General features: G+C 67.1%; 13 protein-coding genes. 6 read left to right on the top strand and 7 right to left on the bottom strand.

Annotation, left to right across the window (positions count from 1 at the left end; genetic code table 11):
- Window positions 1-9: 9 nt before the first annotated feature.
- On the bottom strand, window positions 10-843 hold the full coding sequence (locus AC0IX4_RS18250) for an SDR family NAD(P)-dependent oxidoreductase (RefSeq protein ID WP_471830283.1): 834 nt from the start codon (window positions 841-843) through the stop codon (window positions 10-12).
- Window positions 840-2,420, bottom strand: coding sequence for a flavin-containing monooxygenase (locus tag AC0IX4_RS18245; protein ID WP_471830281.1), 1,581 nt, complete (start codon window positions 2,418-2,420; stop codon window positions 840-842). Before AC0IX4_RS18245 ends, AC0IX4_RS18250 begins: the two co-directional genes overlap by 4 nt.
- Window positions 2,421-2,488: 68 nt before the next feature.
- On the opposite strand from AC0IX4_RS18245, the gene AC0IX4_RS18240 reads away from it, so the two are divergent.
- Both AC0IX4_RS18240 and AC0IX4_RS18235 read left to right on the top strand, forming a co-directional pair.
- The gene (locus AC0IX4_RS18240; RefSeq protein ID WP_042574686.1) at window positions 2,489-3,118 is read left to right on the top strand and encodes a TetR/AcrR family transcriptional regulator; all 630 of its coding nucleotides are present in this window, start codon (window positions 2,489-2,491) and stop codon (window positions 3,116-3,118) included.
- Window positions 3,119-3,169: 51 nt separating this feature from the next.
- A complete protein-coding gene (locus tag AC0IX4_RS18235; protein WP_042574685.1) occupies window positions 3,170-4,201 on the top strand; it encodes a beta-ketoacyl-ACP synthase III in 1,032 nt (343 codons plus the stop codon).
- Between the two features lie 85 nt (window positions 4,202-4,286).
- Here the strand turns inward: AC0IX4_RS18235 and AC0IX4_RS18230 are convergent, their stop codons facing one another.
- The 5 genes from AC0IX4_RS18230 to AC0IX4_RS18210 are packed head-to-tail and all read right to left on the bottom strand — an operon-like array spanning window position 4,287 to window position 14,404.
- Entirely contained in the window at window positions 4,287-8,072 is a 3,786-nt protein-coding gene (locus AC0IX4_RS18230) for a multifunctional oxoglutarate decarboxylase/oxoglutarate dehydrogenase thiamine pyrophosphate-binding subunit/dihydrolipoyllysine-residue succinyltransferase subunit (RefSeq protein ID WP_082043053.1), read from the bottom strand.
- A 36-nt stretch (window positions 8,073-8,108) separates the two neighbouring features.
- Window positions 8,109-11,969: an ABC transporter ATP-binding protein gene (locus tag AC0IX4_RS18225; protein ID WP_471830280.1), complete on the bottom strand. Its 3,861-nt coding sequence runs from the start codon at window positions 11,967-11,969 to the stop codon at window positions 8,109-8,111.
- Complete coding sequence (locus tag AC0IX4_RS18220) at window positions 11,966-12,748, bottom strand: ABC transporter permease (protein ID WP_042574683.1); 783 nt, start codon at window positions 12,746-12,748, stop codon at window positions 11,966-11,968. The genes AC0IX4_RS18225 and AC0IX4_RS18220 overlap by 4 nt, the downstream gene beginning before the upstream one ends.
- Window positions 12,745-13,668, bottom strand: a complete 924-nt coding sequence (locus AC0IX4_RS18215) for an ABC transporter ATP-binding protein (RefSeq protein WP_235579459.1) — start codon at window positions 13,666-13,668, stop codon at window positions 12,745-12,747. The genes AC0IX4_RS18220 and AC0IX4_RS18215 overlap by 4 nt, the downstream gene beginning before the upstream one ends.
- A gap of 52 nt (window positions 13,669-13,720) precedes the next feature.
- The gene (locus AC0IX4_RS18210; protein ID WP_056069487.1) at window positions 13,721-14,404 is read right to left on the bottom strand and encodes a hypothetical protein; all 684 of its coding nucleotides are present in this window, start codon (window positions 14,402-14,404) and stop codon (window positions 13,721-13,723) included.
- Window positions 14,405-14,477: 73 nt separating this feature from the next.
- Between AC0IX4_RS18210 and AC0IX4_RS18205 the strand changes: the two genes are divergently transcribed.
- The 4 genes from AC0IX4_RS18205 (at window position 14,478) to rpmJ (ending at window position 16,307) form a co-directional block, all read left to right on the top strand.
- Window positions 14,478-15,326 (top strand): helix-turn-helix domain-containing protein, encoded by an 849-nt coding sequence (locus AC0IX4_RS18205; RefSeq protein WP_471830279.1) that lies wholly within the window; start codon window positions 14,478-14,480, stop codon window positions 15,324-15,326.
- Window positions 15,323-15,742 (top strand): VOC family protein, encoded by a 420-nt coding sequence (locus AC0IX4_RS18200; protein WP_471830277.1) that lies wholly within the window; start codon window positions 15,323-15,325, stop codon window positions 15,740-15,742. The genes AC0IX4_RS18205 and AC0IX4_RS18200 overlap by 4 nt, the downstream gene beginning before the upstream one ends.
- Window positions 15,743-15,871: 129 nt before the next feature.
- The gene (gene infA / locus AC0IX4_RS18195; protein WP_005140011.1) at window positions 15,872-16,093 is read left to right on the top strand and encodes a translation initiation factor IF-1; all 222 of its coding nucleotides are present in this window, start codon (window positions 15,872-15,874) and stop codon (window positions 16,091-16,093) included.
- Between the two features lie 100 nt (window positions 16,094-16,193).
- The gene (gene rpmJ, locus AC0IX4_RS18190) at window positions 16,194-16,307 is read left to right on the top strand and encodes a 50S ribosomal protein L36 (RefSeq protein WP_026917227.1); all 114 of its coding nucleotides are present in this window, start codon (window positions 16,194-16,196) and stop codon (window positions 16,305-16,307) included.
- The last annotated feature ends 126 nt before the right edge of the window (window positions 16,308-16,433 follow it).

Below are 16,433 nucleotides of genomic sequence, written 5' to 3'. Positions count from 1 at the left end.
GGCCTGTTCCTACGCTGCCGGCCGAGGCAGGACGCGCGAGGACAGTTTGACGATGATGTCCTGGTAGCGCGATCCCGTGATTCGTGCGAGAGCGTCGAGTGCGCGGGCATCGTTGCCGATCAACACGCGCGCCTTGTTCTTCTCGACGCCTTTCAGGATGACCAGGGCGGCCTGCTCGGGCGTGGTCTTGGCCAGACGGCGGTCGAAGAACTCCGCCACCGACTTCTGGTCCTGACCCTCCGCGACCGTCGCGTTACGGGCGATCGCGGTCTTGATGCCGCCGGGGTGCACACACGTCACGCGCACCGGGTGCCGCGCGATCAGCATCTCCTGGCGGAGCGCCTCGGTGAAACCACGCACCGCGAACTTGGCTGCGTTGTAGGCGGACTGGGACGGAATGGACAGCAGGCCGAAGAGGCTGGAGACGTTGACGACGTGGCCGTCACCGGACTCGATCAGGTGCGGCAGGAACGCTTTCGTGCCGTTGACCACTCCCCAGAAGTCGACGTCGATGACACGTTCGAAGTCCTTGAACTCGGACTTCTCCACATCACCGTGAAACGCGATGCCCGCGTTGTTGTAGACCTGGTTCACCACACCGAAGTGCTGACGAACGGTGTCCGCGTAGTCCATGACGCTGCCACGCTCACTGACGTCGAGGTGGTCGCTGCGCACGTCCGCCCCCCGCTCGGTCACCGCGGCGACGGTGGCGGCGAGGCCGACCGAGTCGACGTCGGACAGGGCGAGACGCGCTCCCCGTGCGGCGAGCTCGAGGGCCAACGCGCGGCCGATCCCGGACCCGGCTCCGGTCACCACGGCGACGCGGCCTCGGAATTCGCTCATCGTGAGATCACTTTCTCGTCGTCGTTCTCGGTCGTGCCCGCAGTCGGGGAACCGTCCACGGCCGCCACCGGGCGGGACGTGGACCCTGCCGACACGGAATCGTAGGCGTCGAGATCGAAGTTGCGGGTGATCCGGCGGAACTCGAAGGTGAAGTCCGGCCACAGGGTGGTGTTGTTGCCGTGCTTGTCGAGGTACCAGCTGGCGCAGCCACCGTTGAGCCACACCGTCTTGCCCAACTTGGCCTGGAGGTCGGCGTTGAACCGGTCCTGGACGTCGCGGCGCACCTCCACGACACCGAGATCGTGCTTGTCGATCGTGTTGAGTGCGTCGATGACGTAATTGAGCTGCGACTCGATCATGAACACCATGGAGGTGTGTCCGAGGCCGGTGTTGGGGCCGACCAGGAAGAACAGGTTGGGGAATCCGGCCACGGTCGCGCCCTTGTATCCCTGCTGACCGCGCTCGTCGAAGACGTCGGCCAAGGAGCGCCCGTCCTTGCCGATGATGCCGGCGAACGTGGGGGAGTCGGTGACATGGAAGCCGGTGGCGACCACGAGTGCGTCGATGGGACGCTCCGTACCGTCGACGGTCACGATGGAGTTCGCGCGGATCTCCCGGATTCCGTCGGTCACCAGGTCGACGTTGGGTCGGTCGAGTGCCGGGTAGTAGTTGTTCGAGATCAGCATGCGCTTGCAGCCGATCCGGAAGTTCGGCGTGACCTTCTTGCGCAGCTCGGGATTGCGGATGCCCTTGGCGATCTGACGGCGTGCGATGAACTCGAAGGCCTTCATGAGCTTGGGCACCCTGGTCAGGCCGACGACCTGCGTCTCACGGGCCGCGTAGATGCCGGTGCGGGAGAGCTTCTGGTACCCCGGAACGTGCTTGAACGCGAACTTCTCGAGCCGCGTGTACTCGCGGTCGAATCGCGGCAGGACCCACGGGGCCGTGCGCTGATAGACATCGAGATGCTTCACCGTCGACGCGATGGCCGGGACGATCTGGATCGCGGAGGCGCCCGTGCCGATGACGGCGACGCGCTTGCCGTCGAGACTCGCGTCGTGGTTCCAGCGGGCGGAGTGGAAGATCTCGCCCTGGAATTCGCCGATGCCCGCGATGTCGGGCAGATTGGGCTCGCACAGTGCGCCGACGGCGGACACGACCTTCTTGGCCGTGAAGTTGCCCTTGGTGGTCGCGATGTCCCACTGCGAGGTGGTGGTGTTCCAGCGGGCGGACTCGACATGGCAGTCGAAGACGTGACGGTCGTACACGCGGTACTGCCGTGCGACACCCTCGATGTACTTCTGGATCTCGGCCTGCCGCGAGAAGGACCGGGTCCAGTCGGGGTTCAGGGCGAACGAGTAGGAGTACAGGTGCGACGGCACGTCGCACGCCGCGCCGGGATAGGTGTTGTCGCGCCAGGTGCCGCCGACGTCGCTGCCGCGCTCGAGGACGAGGAAGTCGGTGCTGCCCTGCTGCGTCAGCTTGATCGCCGCGCCCAGCCCGGCGAAACCACTGCCGATGATGATCGTGTCGACGTACCGTGCAGCAGTCCCGGTGTCTGTTACTGGAAGACTCATGAAATGAGAATAAGGGCTTACTGAGTGTGAGTCAACAGTTGTTGACCGTTGTTCAGTAAGATGAGTGAATGGACAGCGTGAAGCGAACGCGGCTCAACCCCGAGCAACGGCGGGCCCAGCTCATCGAGCTGGGTGTGGAGATGCTCTCCGAGCGCACACTCGACGCCATCTCGGTCGAGGACATCGCCGACCAGGCCGGCGTCTCCCGCGGTCTGCTCTTCCACTACTTCACCTCCAAGCACGACTTCCACGTCGCGATCGTCGATCACACCAGTAGAGAGATGCTCGCGTCGACCGAGCCGCCGGAGGGTCTGGACCCGCTCACGACGCTGGCGGTCGCGCTCACGTCGTACGTCGACTACGTCACCGCACACCGATCGACCTACGTGTCGCTGCTCCGCGGCACCGCGAGTGGGGACCCGGACATGAGGGCGGTGTTCGAGCGCACCCGCGACGTCATGGTCGAACGAACGGTGGGTCAACTCCCGCTCCTGGGCATCGAGACGACTCCTCGGATCGAGCTCGCCATCCGCGGGTGGGTGGCGTTCTGCGAGGAGGTCACCATCACCTGGTTGAGCCGAGAGGACCTCGATCGGGACGAGCTGATCGAGCTCCTGGTTCACGCGTTGCCCGCCGTAGCCCTCGGTCCCGACGGGGCGACGGAGTTGTCCGCGGCCCGTTCCAGCGCAGTAACGTAGGCCACGACACCCGCGCTTCGCGCGGACAGCGGCATGAGAGGACGGCCTTCGATGGGCGCGCAGATCACTATTCCGACCGAGACGCGGCACTCAGGAATCCTGGGGATCGGCGCGTACCGGCCCGAGCGAGTGGTGACCAACGAGGAGATCTGCAAGACGATCGACTCGAGTGACGAGTGGATCCGTACCCGCACCGGCATCGAGTCGCGTCGCTTCGCAGGGGAGAACGAGAACGTCGTCTCGATGTCCATCGAGGCAGGTCGGCGCGCTCTGGAGAACTCGGGCATCAGCGCCGAGGAGATCGGGTGCGTCATCATCGCGACGTCGACCCACCTTCTGCTGACGCCCCCCGCGGCGTCGATCATCGCCGACGCGTTGGGTACCGGCGGTCCCGGCGCCTTCGACCTGGGAGCGGGCTGCGCCGGATTCTGCTACGGCCTCGCGCTCGCCTCCGACATGGTCCGGGCGGGGACGTCGGACAAGGTGCTGGTCATCGGAACCGAGCACCTGTCCGTCACGACACGCCCGGACGACCGCGGAACCCGCATGATCTTCGGTGACGGCGCGGGCGCCATGGTCGTCGGCCTCACGGACGAGCCCGGCATCGGACCCGTGGTGTGGGGATCGGACGGATCGCAGTCCGACGCCATCAAGCAGGACAAAGATTGGCTGCAGTACTTCGCCGATCTGAAGGAAGACCCCAACGCCGACCGTCCGTGGATAGCCATGACGGGCATCGCGGTGTTCCGCTGGGCTGCGTTCGAGATGGCGAAGGTCGCCCGTGAAGCGCTGGACAAGGCCGGCGTGAAGGCATCGGAACTGGACGTCTTCGTTCCGCACCAGGCCAATTCGCGCATCACGGACCTCCTGGCGAAGAGCCTCGAACTCGCCGAGGACATCCCGGTGGCTCACGACATCGCCGAGGCGGGCAACACCTCCGCCGCGTCGATCCCGCTCGCGGTGGAGGAAGTCCTCCGCACCGGCAAGGCGAAGAAGGGCGACACCGCCCTGTTGCTCGGATTCGGTGCGGGTCTGTCCTTCGCCGGACAGGTCGTCACGTTGCCGGAGGCGCCGAGCGCCTGACAGCCTCGGCCTGAAATATCGGGCGGCACAACGACAACCGGGCCGCACCTCCTTCGAGGTGCGGCCCGGTTCGTGTTCGGTGTGTCTACTTGCCGTTGAAGGCGGTGTCGATGATCTCCGCCTGCTCGACCGCGTGGACCTTGCTCGAACCCGAGGACGGTGCGGACATCGGGCGTCGTGACACGCGCTTGATGCCGGACAGACGCTCGGGAAGGAGCTCGGGGAACGCGAGGCCGAACGTCGGCCACGCACCCTGGTTGGCCGGCTCCTCCTGGACCCACCGGTACTCGGTGGCATTGGGGTAGCCGTCCAGCGTCTCCGCGATCCGACGGTTCGGGATCGGGTAGAGCTGCTCTACGCGCACGATGGCGACGTCGTCGCGCGAGTTCTTCTGCTTGTAGGCGAGAAGCTCGTAGTAGAGCTTGCCGCTCACCATCAGCACCCGCTCGACCTTCTTGCGATCGCCGTCACCGGTGTCGTAGGTCGGCTCGTCGAACACCGAGTGGAACTTGCCGTCGGTGAAGTCCTCGATGTTGCTGACCGCAGCCTTGTTGCGCAGCATCGACTTCGGCGTGAACACGACCAGGGGCCGCTGGATGCCGTCACGGGCGTGACGGCGCAGCAGGTGGAAGTAGTTCGCGGGAGTCGACGGCACGGCAACCGTCATCGAGCCCTCGGCGCACAGCTGGAGGAACCGCTCGATGCGACCGGACGTGTGGTCCGGACCCTGGCCCTCGTGGCCGTGCGGCAGCAGCAGCACGACGTCGGACAGCTGGCCCCACTTGGCCTCACCGGACGAGATGAACTCGTCGATGATCGACTGCGCGCCGTTGACGAAGTCACCGAACTGCGCTTCCCACAGCACGAGCGCGTCCGGGTTGCCCACGGAGTAGCCGTACTCGAAGCCGACCGCCGCGTACTCGCTCAGCGCGGAGTCGTACACCAGGAACTTGCCCGGATCGTCGCTGCCCAGGTTGTGCAGCGGCGTGTACTCCTCGCCGGTCTTGCGGTCGATGATGACCGAGTGGCGCTGCGTGAACGTGCCGCGGCGGGTGTCCTGACCCGACATGCGCACGAGCTTGCCCTCGTCGATGAGCGTGCCGAGAGCCAGCAGCTCGCCGAACGCCCAGTCGACCTTGCCCTCGTAGGCCATCTCGCGACGCTTGTCCAGGACCGGCTGCACGCGCGGGTGCACGGTGAACCCGTCCGGGACGTTGACGAACGCGTCGCCGATGCGGTGCAGGACCGACTTGTCCACCGCGGTGGTGAGCTTGGTCGGCAACTGCTGGTCGAGCTCGACCGACTCGCTGGGCTCCGGGGTGTACTTCTCGAGTTCGCGCACCTCGTTGAAGACGCGTTCGAGCTGACCCTGGTAGTCGCGGAGAGCGTCCTCCGCCTCCTTGAGGCTGATGTCGCCACGACCGATGAGCGACTCGGTGTAGCTCTTGCGGACGCTGCGCTTGGTGTCGATCACGTCGTACATGGCCGGCTGCGTCATCGAGGGATCGTCACCCTCGTTGTGGCCGCGACGGCGGTAGCAGATCATGTCGATGACGACGTCCTTGTGGAACTTCTGACGGAAGTCGACCGCCAGTCGAGCCACCCAGGCGCACGCCTCCGGGTCGTCACCGTTCACGTGGAAGATCGGCGCGCCGATCATCTTCGCGACGTCGGTGCAGTACTCGCTGGACCGCGAGTGCTCCGGCGCCGTGGTGAAGCCGACCTGGTTGTTGACGACGATGTGCACGGTGCCGCCGGTGCGGTAGCCGCGTAGCAGCGCGAGGTTGAGCGTTTCCGCCACCACACCCTGTCCCGCGAAGGCCGCGTCGCCGTGCAGCATCAGCGGCAGGACGGAGAAGCCGTCGGACGAATCGCCCTTGTTCAGCATGTCCTGCTTGGCGCGGACCAGACCCTCGAGGACCGGGTCCACCGCCTCGAGGTGCGAGGGGTTGGCCGTGAGCGAGACCTTGATGTCGTTCTCGCCGAACATCTGGATGTAGTTGCCCTCGGCGCCGAGGTGGTACTTCACGTCGCCCGACCCGTGTGCCGCGGCCGGGTTCATGTTGCCCTCGAACTCGGTGAAGATCTTCGAGTACGGCTTGCCGACGATGTTGGCGAGCACATTCAGGCGGCCGCGGTGCGGCATGCCGATGACGACCTCGTCGAGGGCGTGCTCGGCGGACTGGTCGATGACCGAGTCCATCATCGGGATGACCGACTCCGCACCCTCGAGCGAGAAACGCTTCTGTCCGACGTACTTCGTCTGCAGGAACGTCTCGAAGGCCTCGGCAGCGTTCAGCTTGCTCAGGATGTACTTCTGCTGAGCGACCGTCGGCTTGACGTGCTTGGCCTCGACGCGCTCCTGGAGCCACGCCACCTGGTCGGTTTCGAGGATGTGCGTGTACTCGATGGCCGCGTGCCGGCAGTACGAGTCGCGCAGCACGCTCAGCACGTCGCGCAGCTTCATCTTGTCTTCGCCGTGGAAGCCGCCGACCTTGAACTCGCGGTCGAGGTCCCACAGGGTCAGATCGTGGCTGATCACGTCGAGGTCCGGGTGCATCCGGAACTTGTCCTTGGTGAACATCAACGGATCGGTGTCGGCCATGAGGTGGCCGCGGTTGCGGTACGCCGCGATGAGCTCGAGCACTCGCGTGTTCTTGTCGACGGTTCCGGTCGGCAGGTCCCGACGCCAGCGGATGGGCTCGTACGGGATGGCCAGACCATGGAAGATCTGGTCGTAGAACTCGTCGCTGATCAGCAGGTTGTGGATCGTGCGCAGGAAGTCGCCCGACTCCGCACCCTGGATGAGGCGGTGGTCGTACGTCGAGGTCAGCGTCATGAGCTTGCCGACGCCCATCTCGGCGATGCGCTCTTCGCTCGAGCCCTGGAACTCGGCCGGGTACTCCATGGCGCCGGCGCCGATGATGGTGCCCTGCCCGTTCATCAGGCGGGGAACCGAGTGCACGGTGCCGATGGTGCCGGGGTTGGTGAGCGAGATGGTGACGCCGCTGAAGTCGGCTGCCGTGAGCTTGCCGTCGCGGGCACGGCGCACGACGTCCTCGTACGCGGTGTGGAACTGGTTGAACGTGAAGTTCTCGCAGCCCTTGATCGCGGCGACGACGAGCGAGCGTGACCCGTCCTTGCCCGGCAAGTCGATGGCGAGGCCGAGGTTGGTGTGCGCCGGGGTGATCGCGTTGGGTTTGCCGTCGATCTCCGCGAAGTGCCGGTTCATGTTGGGGAACGACTTCACGGCCTGGACGATGGCGTACCCGAGCAGGTGGGTGAAGGAGATCTTGCCGCCGCGTGTGCGCGCCAGGTGGTTGTTGATGACCAGACGGTTGTCGATCATCAGTTTGGCGGGGATCGCGCGAACACTGGTGGCCGTCGGGATCTGCAACGACGCGGCCATGTTCTTGGCGACGGCCGCAGCAGCTCCACGGAGCACCTTCGACGTGTCTTCCTCGGGGCCGTCCGACTCCGGCTTCGGCGGCGGCACTGCCGCGGACTTCTTGTCCGCAGGGCCGGCGGCTGCCGTCGATTTCGCAGGGGCGACCTTCGGAGCGGGCTTCGTCACGGGCTTGCTCTCTGCCTTGGGAGCGGGGGCGGGTTCCGCCTTCGGCGTGTTCTCTGCCTTCGGGGCGGGCTTGCTCGCCGGCTTGTCGGCCTTGGGTGCAGGCTCGGCTTGCGGTGTGGCAGAGGTGGACTCACTGTCGGTCGCGGGATCGCCGCCACCGTTCTGTTCGGGGGTGTAGTCAGCGAGGAACTCGTGCCAGCTCTCGTCGACCGACGACGGGTCGGTCTTGAAGCGCTGGTACATTTCGTCGACCAACCACTGATTTTGTCCGAACTGTGTTGTAGAGCTGCTGCTCACGGCAGGTGTTCGCCTCGTTTCCTTCTTGTTTCTCGCTCAGCGCACGGCACCGTCAAGGTTAGACCTTCCGCCGGGCGGCCGCGTGGCCGCGTCGCCCTTGTGACTGGCCTCACCGCGACGTGGCGAACTCGAACCATCGGGGCTCGGGTGAGCCACATCACTCGGTGTACTGCTGGTGCGTCCTTCGGTGGATGCCCATAGTTCGGCATAGAAACCGTCGGATGTCACCAACTGCTCGTGGGTTCCTCTCTCGACGATGCGTCCGCCGTCGACCACGACGACCGAATCCGCGCGCGCCGCGGTGGCCAGACGGTGAGCCACGATCACCGACGTCCGTCCCCCGGTCACGGTGCGACCGGCGTCGAGGACGGCCCGTTCGGTTGCCGGGTCGAGCGTCGCCGTCGCCTCGTCCAGCAACAGGATGTCGGGATCGACGAGCTCGGCTCGGGCCAACGCGATGAGTTGTCGGGTGCCGGCGGACAGACCGCGGCCGCGCTCGCCGACCGGCGTCGCCATGCCGCGCGGTAGTGCAGCGATCGCGGGGAGTGCGCCGACAGCTCGTGCCGCGTTCTCGATGTCCGCACGCGTCGCATCGGGTCGACCGAAGGCGATGTTCGACGCGATCGTCCCGCTGAACAGGTGCGCTTCCTGCGGAACGACGCCGAGCCGGCGTCGGTAGTCGCCCAATGGGTAGGACCGCAGCGACGCGTCATCGACCCGGACGTCGCCGGTGGTCGGATCGTAGAAACGCGCGATGAGTTTGACGATGGTGGACTTCCCGGCCCCGGTACGACCGACGAGTGCCAGGGTCGTGCCTGCCGGTACGTGCAGGTCGACCGAGGTCAGTGCGTCACGCCCCGCTCCGGAATACCGGAACGTCACATCGTCGAGTTGGATGTCGCCGCGCAGTCTCGCGGGCACCGCGACCTGTGCGTCGCTCTCGCCGTTCTCGATCGAACTGCGGGTGGCGAGCAGATCACCGATACGCGTGAGTCCCACCGATGCCTGCTGGTAACCGTCGAACACCTGCGACAACTGCTGGATCGGTCCGAACAGCAATCCGAGGTACAGCACGAACGCGACCAGCGCACCTGCGGACGTCTGCCCGTCCGCGACACGGTAGGCACCCGCGAAGACCACGGCGGCGAGGGCCAGATCCGACAGGAACGCGATGAACGGGAAGAAGACCGAGATGGCGCGCTGGGATCGCATGCGACTGCGTCGGTAGGCGTTCGACTTCACCAGGAATGCCTCTGCGGCCACGGCCTCGTGGCGGTACGCCTGCGATACGCGGAGCCCGGTGACGTTCTCCTGGAAGTCGGCGTTCACCGCGGAGATGCGTTCACGCGACTGCGAGTAGGCGCGGGAGGAGATCCTGCGGAACACCAGCGTGGCGACGACGAGCACCGGCACGACGGACAACGCGACGGCCGCGAGGACGCTGTCGGTCAGGATCAACGCCAGCGAGACGCCGACGATGGTCAGCAGGCTCACCACCGCCGTCGACAGTCCGGTCTGCATGAACGCGGACAGGGCGTCCACGTCCGTCGTCATTCGCGTCATGATGCGGCCGGACAGTTCCCGCTCGTAGTAGTCGAGGCCCAGTCGCTGCAGGTGTGCGTAACTGCGGACACGAAGTCCGAAGAGGACGCGCTCGCCGGCTCGCGCGGTGATGACCGTCATCACCTTGACGACGATCCAGTCCGCGATCACGAGGGCGAGCGCGACACCGGAGACCAGGGCGAGCACTGCGGTCGAGCGCTCGGCCACGCCGTGGTCGACGGCGAACCGCACGATCGACGGGAACGCGATAGTGACCAGTGAATCGAACGCCAGACACACCATCACGGCAGCGAGAAGTCCCGCGACGGGCGCGAGCGTGCGCCGCAAGGTGAACGTGGACTCGTCGCGTCGTGAAACTGCGGTGTCCACTCCGGGATCCTCGTCGGCGGGGTCGAGCCGATCGAGCATGTCGTACATGGCCTCGGTCGGTGTCGAACCACCGAGCGACGACGCCATGTGGCCGCCCGGCCCGGGCGGACCGCCGCCGCCCGCACCGTCCACCTCGGAGCTTCTGGCCGGGGTCGAGTCGAAGGTGGTGTTCTCACCGTCGTCCGGCCACACCGACGGCTCCGGAGAACCGTCCGGCGCAGCCGCCTCGGTGGCGGCACCGGACATCAACTCGCGGAACAGCGCGCACCGCTGATCGAGCTCCGCCTCGGTGCCGATGTCGACGATGCGGCCCGCGTCCAGCACGGCGACGCGATCTGCCAACGACAGGGTCGAGCGGCGGTGCGCCAGGATCACCGTGGTGACGCGGGGGCCCGATCGGAGCTGGTCGAAGATGGATGCCTCGGTGCGGGCGTCCACTGCGGAGGTGGCGTCGTCGAGAACCAGGATGCGCGGTGACGCCAGCAGCACCCGCGCGAGAGCGATGCGCTGGCGTTGACCACCCGAGAGCGTCAGGCCGCGCTCACCGACTGTGGTGGCGTAGCCGTCGGACAACTGCGAGACGAACTCGTCGGCGTGGGCGCGGACGGCCGCGTCCCGGACGGCGTCGTCCGTGGCACCTTGCGCGCCCAGTGCGATGTTGTCGGCGACGCTGCTCGAGAACAGGAACGGCTCGTCGAAGGCGACGCCGACCGCGGCGCGGAGGTCGTCGGCGGACACATCGGCGATGTCGACGCTCCCGTGCGCCGAGACCAGCTCGATGCTGCCGTCGGAGGGGCGGTAGAAGCGGGGGAGCAACATCGACAGAGTCGACTTACCGCTGCCCGACGGCCCGACGAGGGCGACGGTCTCACCCGGCTCCACCGTCAGATCCAGCCCGTCCAGCACCGGCTGATCGGGGTCGAAGCCGAAGCGCACTCCCTGCAGGCGCAGACCCAGGGGACCGTCGGGAACGGCGACCGGGTGCGCGGGCTCGTCGTGGACGGGCGTGGTGTCGATGACGCCGTAGACGCGTTCCACGGCTGCGCGGGACAACTGGGCCATGACCACCACGGAGGTGAGGGTGCGGGCGACCGCCGCCATGGTGGCTACGTAACTGGCGAAGGCGAGGAACGTGCCGATGGTGATGGACCCGTTCAACGCGAGCCATCCGCCCAGCGCGACGATGCCGACCAGTCCCAGCTGGGGGAGGGCGGCCATGCCCGGCGCGAACCGGGAGTTCACCACCGCTGCCCGCAGGCGTTCGGCGTAGAGGCGTCGACCAATGGTTTCGAGAGTGTCGACTGCGCGCGTCTCCTGCCCGAATCCCTTGACCACGCGGACGCCCGTGACGGTTTCCTCGACGTGTCCCGCGAGTTCCGCGGCGCGCTGCTGAGCCGACCATGTCGCGGCGTAGAGCATCGGCCGTCGGCGGACCACGAGAACGGCTATGGCAGGGACGACAGCCAGCGCGACCACCGTCAGGAGCGGCGACAGGTAGGCCATCACGCCGAGTGCAAGCAGGAACTGGAGCAGCGCGCCCGCGGACAGCGGGACCATTGCCAGCAGGCCCTGCAGCAACTGCAGGTCGGTGATCGATCGGGACACCACCTGCCCCACCTTGATCTCGTCCTGGCGGGTGCCGTCGAGTCGATGCAGTGACGCGAGCAGTCGCTGGCGGAGATCGTGCTGCACGTCGATCGACAGCGCCCCGGCCAGGAGTCGACGTCCGAACTGGCACGCGAAGCGGACGACGGCCAGCCCGGCGATGGCGACGACGATGGCGACGATGGCATCGGTCCGGCTGCGGGACGCATCGTCCACGGCAGCGCGCGTCAGCAGCGGGAACGAGATGTCGATCGCCGCCGCCACGAAGGTGACCGCGAGTGCGCCCACCGCGGTACGGCGATGTGCGAAACAGTCGGAGGCCAGTCGGGAGATCCAGCCGCGAGGCTGCGTCTCGCTCACGTCAGGTCTCGGCGCAGGGTCCGGAGCCACCCCGCCGCGGCGAACGCAGCCGCCCACAGCAACAGCACGATCACCGCGGCCGAGAACGGGAGGACGGACGCGCTCTCGCCCGCTCGGTCCGCGGCCAGTACGCCTACGGTGGCTGCGCCGGGAAGCACGGATGCAGCGCTTTCACCACCCACTCCGCCGAGGACGGCGACGACGATCAACTCGCCGACGGGAACCCACGCCACGATGGCGACGGCGGCCCATGTCGGTGATCCCATCAGCAGTCCGAGGCCACATCCGAGGACACCCCACAGAGCGGCCACGACGACACCGAGTAGACAGATCGCGACGACGAGGCCGTCGTCGACGGGCAGGGCTCCGCGGCCGAAGACGGCGAGCGACGCGAGGCTGACCAGGACGGCGACAACAGCGTAGGCCGCTCCGACCGCGGCGCTGACCAGGATCTTCGCGGCCACGACCTGTCCGCGTCGCGGAGCGGCCAGGTACGTCGTCGTCGCGGTTCCGTGCCGTAGATCCGACGCGGAGTGCACCGCCCCGAACACGGCGGCGAACAGCACCGTGGATCCGACGGTGACGTACAGGCCGATCAGAGCGGCGAAGCGATCGACGTCCTCGACGTCGGACAGAGCGTCCGACGACGCGATGCCCGCGTACACGGCACTGGCGAACGCGCCGATCACGACGGGCGCCAGTCCCAGTGCCCACCACGTACGCAGCGAGGTGACCGCGCGTATCTCCGATCGGAGAAGGCCCGAGGCCGTGACGCTCATACTCGCGCTCCCGGGTGCGACGGGACGACGCCCGGAAGAGCCGGCGACGAGGGGTATTGCGGCCGAGTCATCGACAGGAAGATCTGCTCGAGGGAGACGGCGGACTGCTCGGTGCCGAAGACTGCGACGCCGCTCGAGTCCGCGACTCCACGAACGATGTCATCGCTCGCACCGGTGACCACGAGTCGTCCGTCGTACCCGAGCGTGGCGTCGGTGAAGGACGCCGCTGCCAGTCCGAGTGCGAGTGCGGCGGGGTTCGAGCAGGACACCAGCACTCGCACCGGGTGCGTGCTGCGAAGATCCGCCAGGCTGCCGTCGAACACCACGGTCCCGGCGCTGAGGATCACGACGTGGTCGACGATCTGCTCGATCTCTCCCACGAGGTGGCTCGACACGAGGACGGTCCGCCCCGACCGAGCGAATCCACGAAGGAATTCCCTCAGCCAGGCGATGCCTTCCGGGTCGAGACCGTTGGCCGGTTCGTCCAGCACGAGGATGTGTGGATCACCGAGCACTGCGCCGGCCAACGCGAGGCGTTGCCGCATTCCCAACGAGAAGTCGCCGACGCGGCGATCCGCGACGTCGGCCAGTCCGACGAGGGCCAGAACCTCGTCCACCCGGGAATCAGGCACTCCCAGGACGGGTGTGTAGGTGCGGAGGTGTCGCCTGGCGGTGCGGCGGGGATGGGCGCCGGCGCCGTCGAGCACCGCGCCGACCACGCGCCCGGGGTCGGTGAGACGTGCGTAGGGGACACCGTCCACCGACGCATCGCCACTGTCCGGTCGGACCAGCCCCAGCATCATCCGCAGCGTGGTCGACTTGCCGGAACCGTTCGGTCCCAGGAAGCCCGTCACGGATCCACGGGGGACCGAGAAGCCGACCTGCGTCACCGCGCGGACACCACCGAAACTCTTGGTCAACGACCGTGCTTGCAGCGCAGGCTCGTTCGTCCCGGAGATATCCACCCGGCCGTCAGTCCGCATCGACTACGCCGGGGGCGTCCTGCCACCGCGCAGGCGGAGGTCCGAAGGCCTCGCGTGCATTCTTGACGACGCCCTTGCCGAGCACGCGGTTACCGGCCCCTCCGACCACCGCACCGATGCCCGCGGGCAGCATGGTGCCGAGCATGACCGCGCCGCGCTTGGCCGCGTACTTGGTGACGAATTTCTGGATCAGCTTCTTGTTCAGACCGCCGAGGTTCGCGCCGGGGATGCGCGAGGTCAGCACCTTGCCGATGTTGCCGCGGCCGAGTGTCTTCCCCACGATCTCGCGCCCGGACTCACCGAGCGCGACGGCCAGGACGAGTGCCCGTCGCTGCTCGTGATCGTGGACCGCGATGCCGTGAACCGCGGCGATGGACAGTGTGAGCAGGGCCGACGCCTCGACGAAGAACGCCGTCTCGGCGCCCACCGCGGCGACCGACGCCACGGTTCCGACCCCCGGCACCGCGGCGGTGGCACCGGCGGCGCCTCCGCTGCCGGTCACGGCCGTCAGGAACGTCTTCTCCATCCGCTCGACGATCTGCGCGGGGGAATCCTCGGGGTGCGCACGCCGGATGCGCCAGACGTACTTCTCGACAGCGGGACCCTGGAGGCGACTGCCGTTGTCGAGTATCGACACGAGCGCCTTCTCGAGTCGTCCTGGATCGTCGGCCATCGACTGGTCCTCCTCGTCGTCGCGTGCGCCCGATTGCCGTGCGACCTCGCACGTACCGTTCTACCGTGTGCCTATGACAGGCGTGTCGGACGGATCGGTCGCGCTGCCGGCGCGGTCGCTGCGCCCGTTCGTGCGTCGATACGAGGGGTACCGCCTGTCGGGCTTCCCGGCGGGTTCCCACGTGGGAATGCCGTCGGTCGATCTGACGATCATTCTGCCCATCGGGGCACCGTTGACGATCGCTCGTACGGCGATGATCGATCAGAGCCCCGGAGAGTTCGGCGCGCTCGCCTCGGGTCTCGGCGTCGAACCGGTGGTCATCGAGCACGACGGCTACCAGCACGGGATCCAGATCTCGCTCACGCCCGCCGGATGTCGGGCGTTGCTGCACGTCCCGCCGGCGGCGCTCCGCCAGTACATCGTCTCGCTCGACGACCTTCTCGGTGACGACGCGCCCCGACTTCTCGACGGTGTCCATGCAGCATCCGGATGGGCGGCGGCGTTCACGATGGTGGACCGGATACTGGTCGGTCGCCTGGGCCGGGCGACGCTCCCGGATGCTCGTCTCGACCGCGCGTGGAAACAGCTGACCGGTCCGGCATCGGTCACCGTCGGGCAGGTCGCCGCGGATGCAGAGTGGAGTCGGCGTCGCCTCGAGACTCGTTTCGCATCGGAGTTCTCGGTCACTCCGCGGGACGCGATCCGACTCGGCCGGTTCACCCGGGCCCATGCGATGCTGCGCGCGCCGGAGCCGCCGCGGCTCGCGGAGGTCGCGTCGGCCTGCGGGTATTTCGATCAGGCGCACATGGCGCGTGACTGGCGTTCTCTCGCGGGGGCAGCGCCCTCGGTGTGGCGCGCGAACGAAGTGTTCGCATCCGTACAAGACGACAGCACCGCGTCGGCGACAGGATCGAGGGTATGACGAATACACAGAGCACCGACTCGACGCCGTCGCTCCTCTTCGCGGCCCTGCGCTATCGCGATGCACGGGCGGCCATCGCCTTCCTCGTCGACGTACTCGGCTTCACCGAGGCCGCCGTGTACGGCGAGGGGGAGCGTGTCGATCATGCCGAGCTGGTCAGAGCCTCGGGTGGGGCCGTGATGCTGGGCTCGGCGCGCGAGGACAGCACCATCGCGGGCCTGCCGCCCGGAGTCGGCGCCGTCTACGTCGCCGTGGGACAGGGCGAGTTGACGCGACTGCACGATCGTGCGCGCGAGGCCGGCGCCCGTATCGTGGAACCGCTACGGGACGAGGACTACGGCGGCCAGGGTTTCACCTGCCTCGATCCCGAGGGTGTGCACTGGTCCTTCGGCACCTACCGTGGCCACGGCGGCTGACTCGGTCGGCGCTGGTTTGGCCTGGTCGTCGCGACCCGCTAACATGGAACGTCGGTGCGTTTACTCGTGCCTGCATGAAGTGTGGTTACGAGTCGTCAATCAGGTGTGCAAACCAGGATCGCGGAGGATATGGCAAAGAAGGACGGCGCAATCGAGGTCGAGGGCCGAGTAGTCGAACCCCTGCCCAATGCGATGTTTCGCATCGAGCTGGAAAACGGTCACAAGGTGCTCGCTCACATCAGCGGCAAGATGCGGCAGCACTACATCCGCATCCTCCCCGAGGATCGCGTCGTAGTCGAGCTGTCTCCCTACGACCTGACACGCGGGCGGATCGTCTACCGCTACAAGTAGTCAAGAGTCCCCGGTTCCTCGCGAGCCGGGGATCAACCATGTCCGAGGTTCGGCGCGCACGCGCGGTGATTCTCGGACGCGACCAGGAGATCGAACAGACGTGAAGGTCAAGCCGAGCGTCAAGCCGATCTGCGAGAAGTGCAAAGTGATCCGCCGTAACGGCCGGGTCATGGTGATCTGCGAAAACCTGCGTCACAAGCAGCGTCAGGGCTGATCAACCCCCTCTCGAAGATCCACTTGGCACCACATGCAAGAAGAAGACCTCCCAGCACCAGCTGCCCACACGCGGGCAGTACACCCTCGGCCGCGGAGGCCGGGGCCCCGAGCACCACATGTATGG

This window comes from Rhodococcus sp. AC861, assembly GCF_979256035.1.
Note: the sequence above shows the minus strand (reverse complement) of the source record. Positions and strands in the feature narration are given on the sequence as shown.

What these genes read in the sequence shown, in the direction of transcription:
- AC0IX4_RS18250 (WP_471830283.1), bottom strand. Translation starts at nt 843, where the DNA reads ATGAGCGAATTCCGAGGCCGCGTCGCCGTGGTGACCGGAGCCGGGTCC.
- AC0IX4_RS18245 (WP_471830281.1), bottom strand. Translation starts at nt 2,420, where the DNA reads ATGAGTCTTCCAGTAACAGACACCGGGACTGCTGCACGGTACGTCGAC.
- AC0IX4_RS18240 (WP_042574686.1), top strand. Translation starts at nt 2,489, where the DNA reads ATGGACAGCGTGAAGCGAACGCGGCTCAACCCCGAGCAACGGCGGGCC.
- AC0IX4_RS18235 (WP_042574685.1), top strand. Translation starts at nt 3,170, where the DNA reads ATGGGCGCGCAGATCACTATTCCGACCGAGACGCGGCACTCAGGAATC.
- AC0IX4_RS18220 (WP_042574683.1), bottom strand. Translation starts at nt 12,748, where the DNA reads ATGAGCGTCACGGCCTCGGGCCTTCTCCGATCGGAGATACGCGCGGTC.
- AC0IX4_RS18210 (WP_056069487.1), bottom strand. Translation starts at nt 14,404, where the DNA reads ATGGCCGACGATCCAGGACGACTCGAGAAGGCGCTCGTGTCGATACTC.
- AC0IX4_RS18205 (WP_471830279.1), top strand. Translation starts at nt 14,478, where the DNA reads ATGACAGGCGTGTCGGACGGATCGGTCGCGCTGCCGGCGCGGTCGCTG.
- AC0IX4_RS18200 (WP_471830277.1), top strand. Translation starts at nt 15,323, where the DNA reads ATGACGAATACACAGAGCACCGACTCGACGCCGTCGCTCCTCTTCGCG.
- infA (WP_005140011.1), top strand. Translation starts at nt 15,872, where the DNA reads ATGGCAAAGAAGGACGGCGCAATCGAGGTCGAGGGCCGAGTAGTCGAA.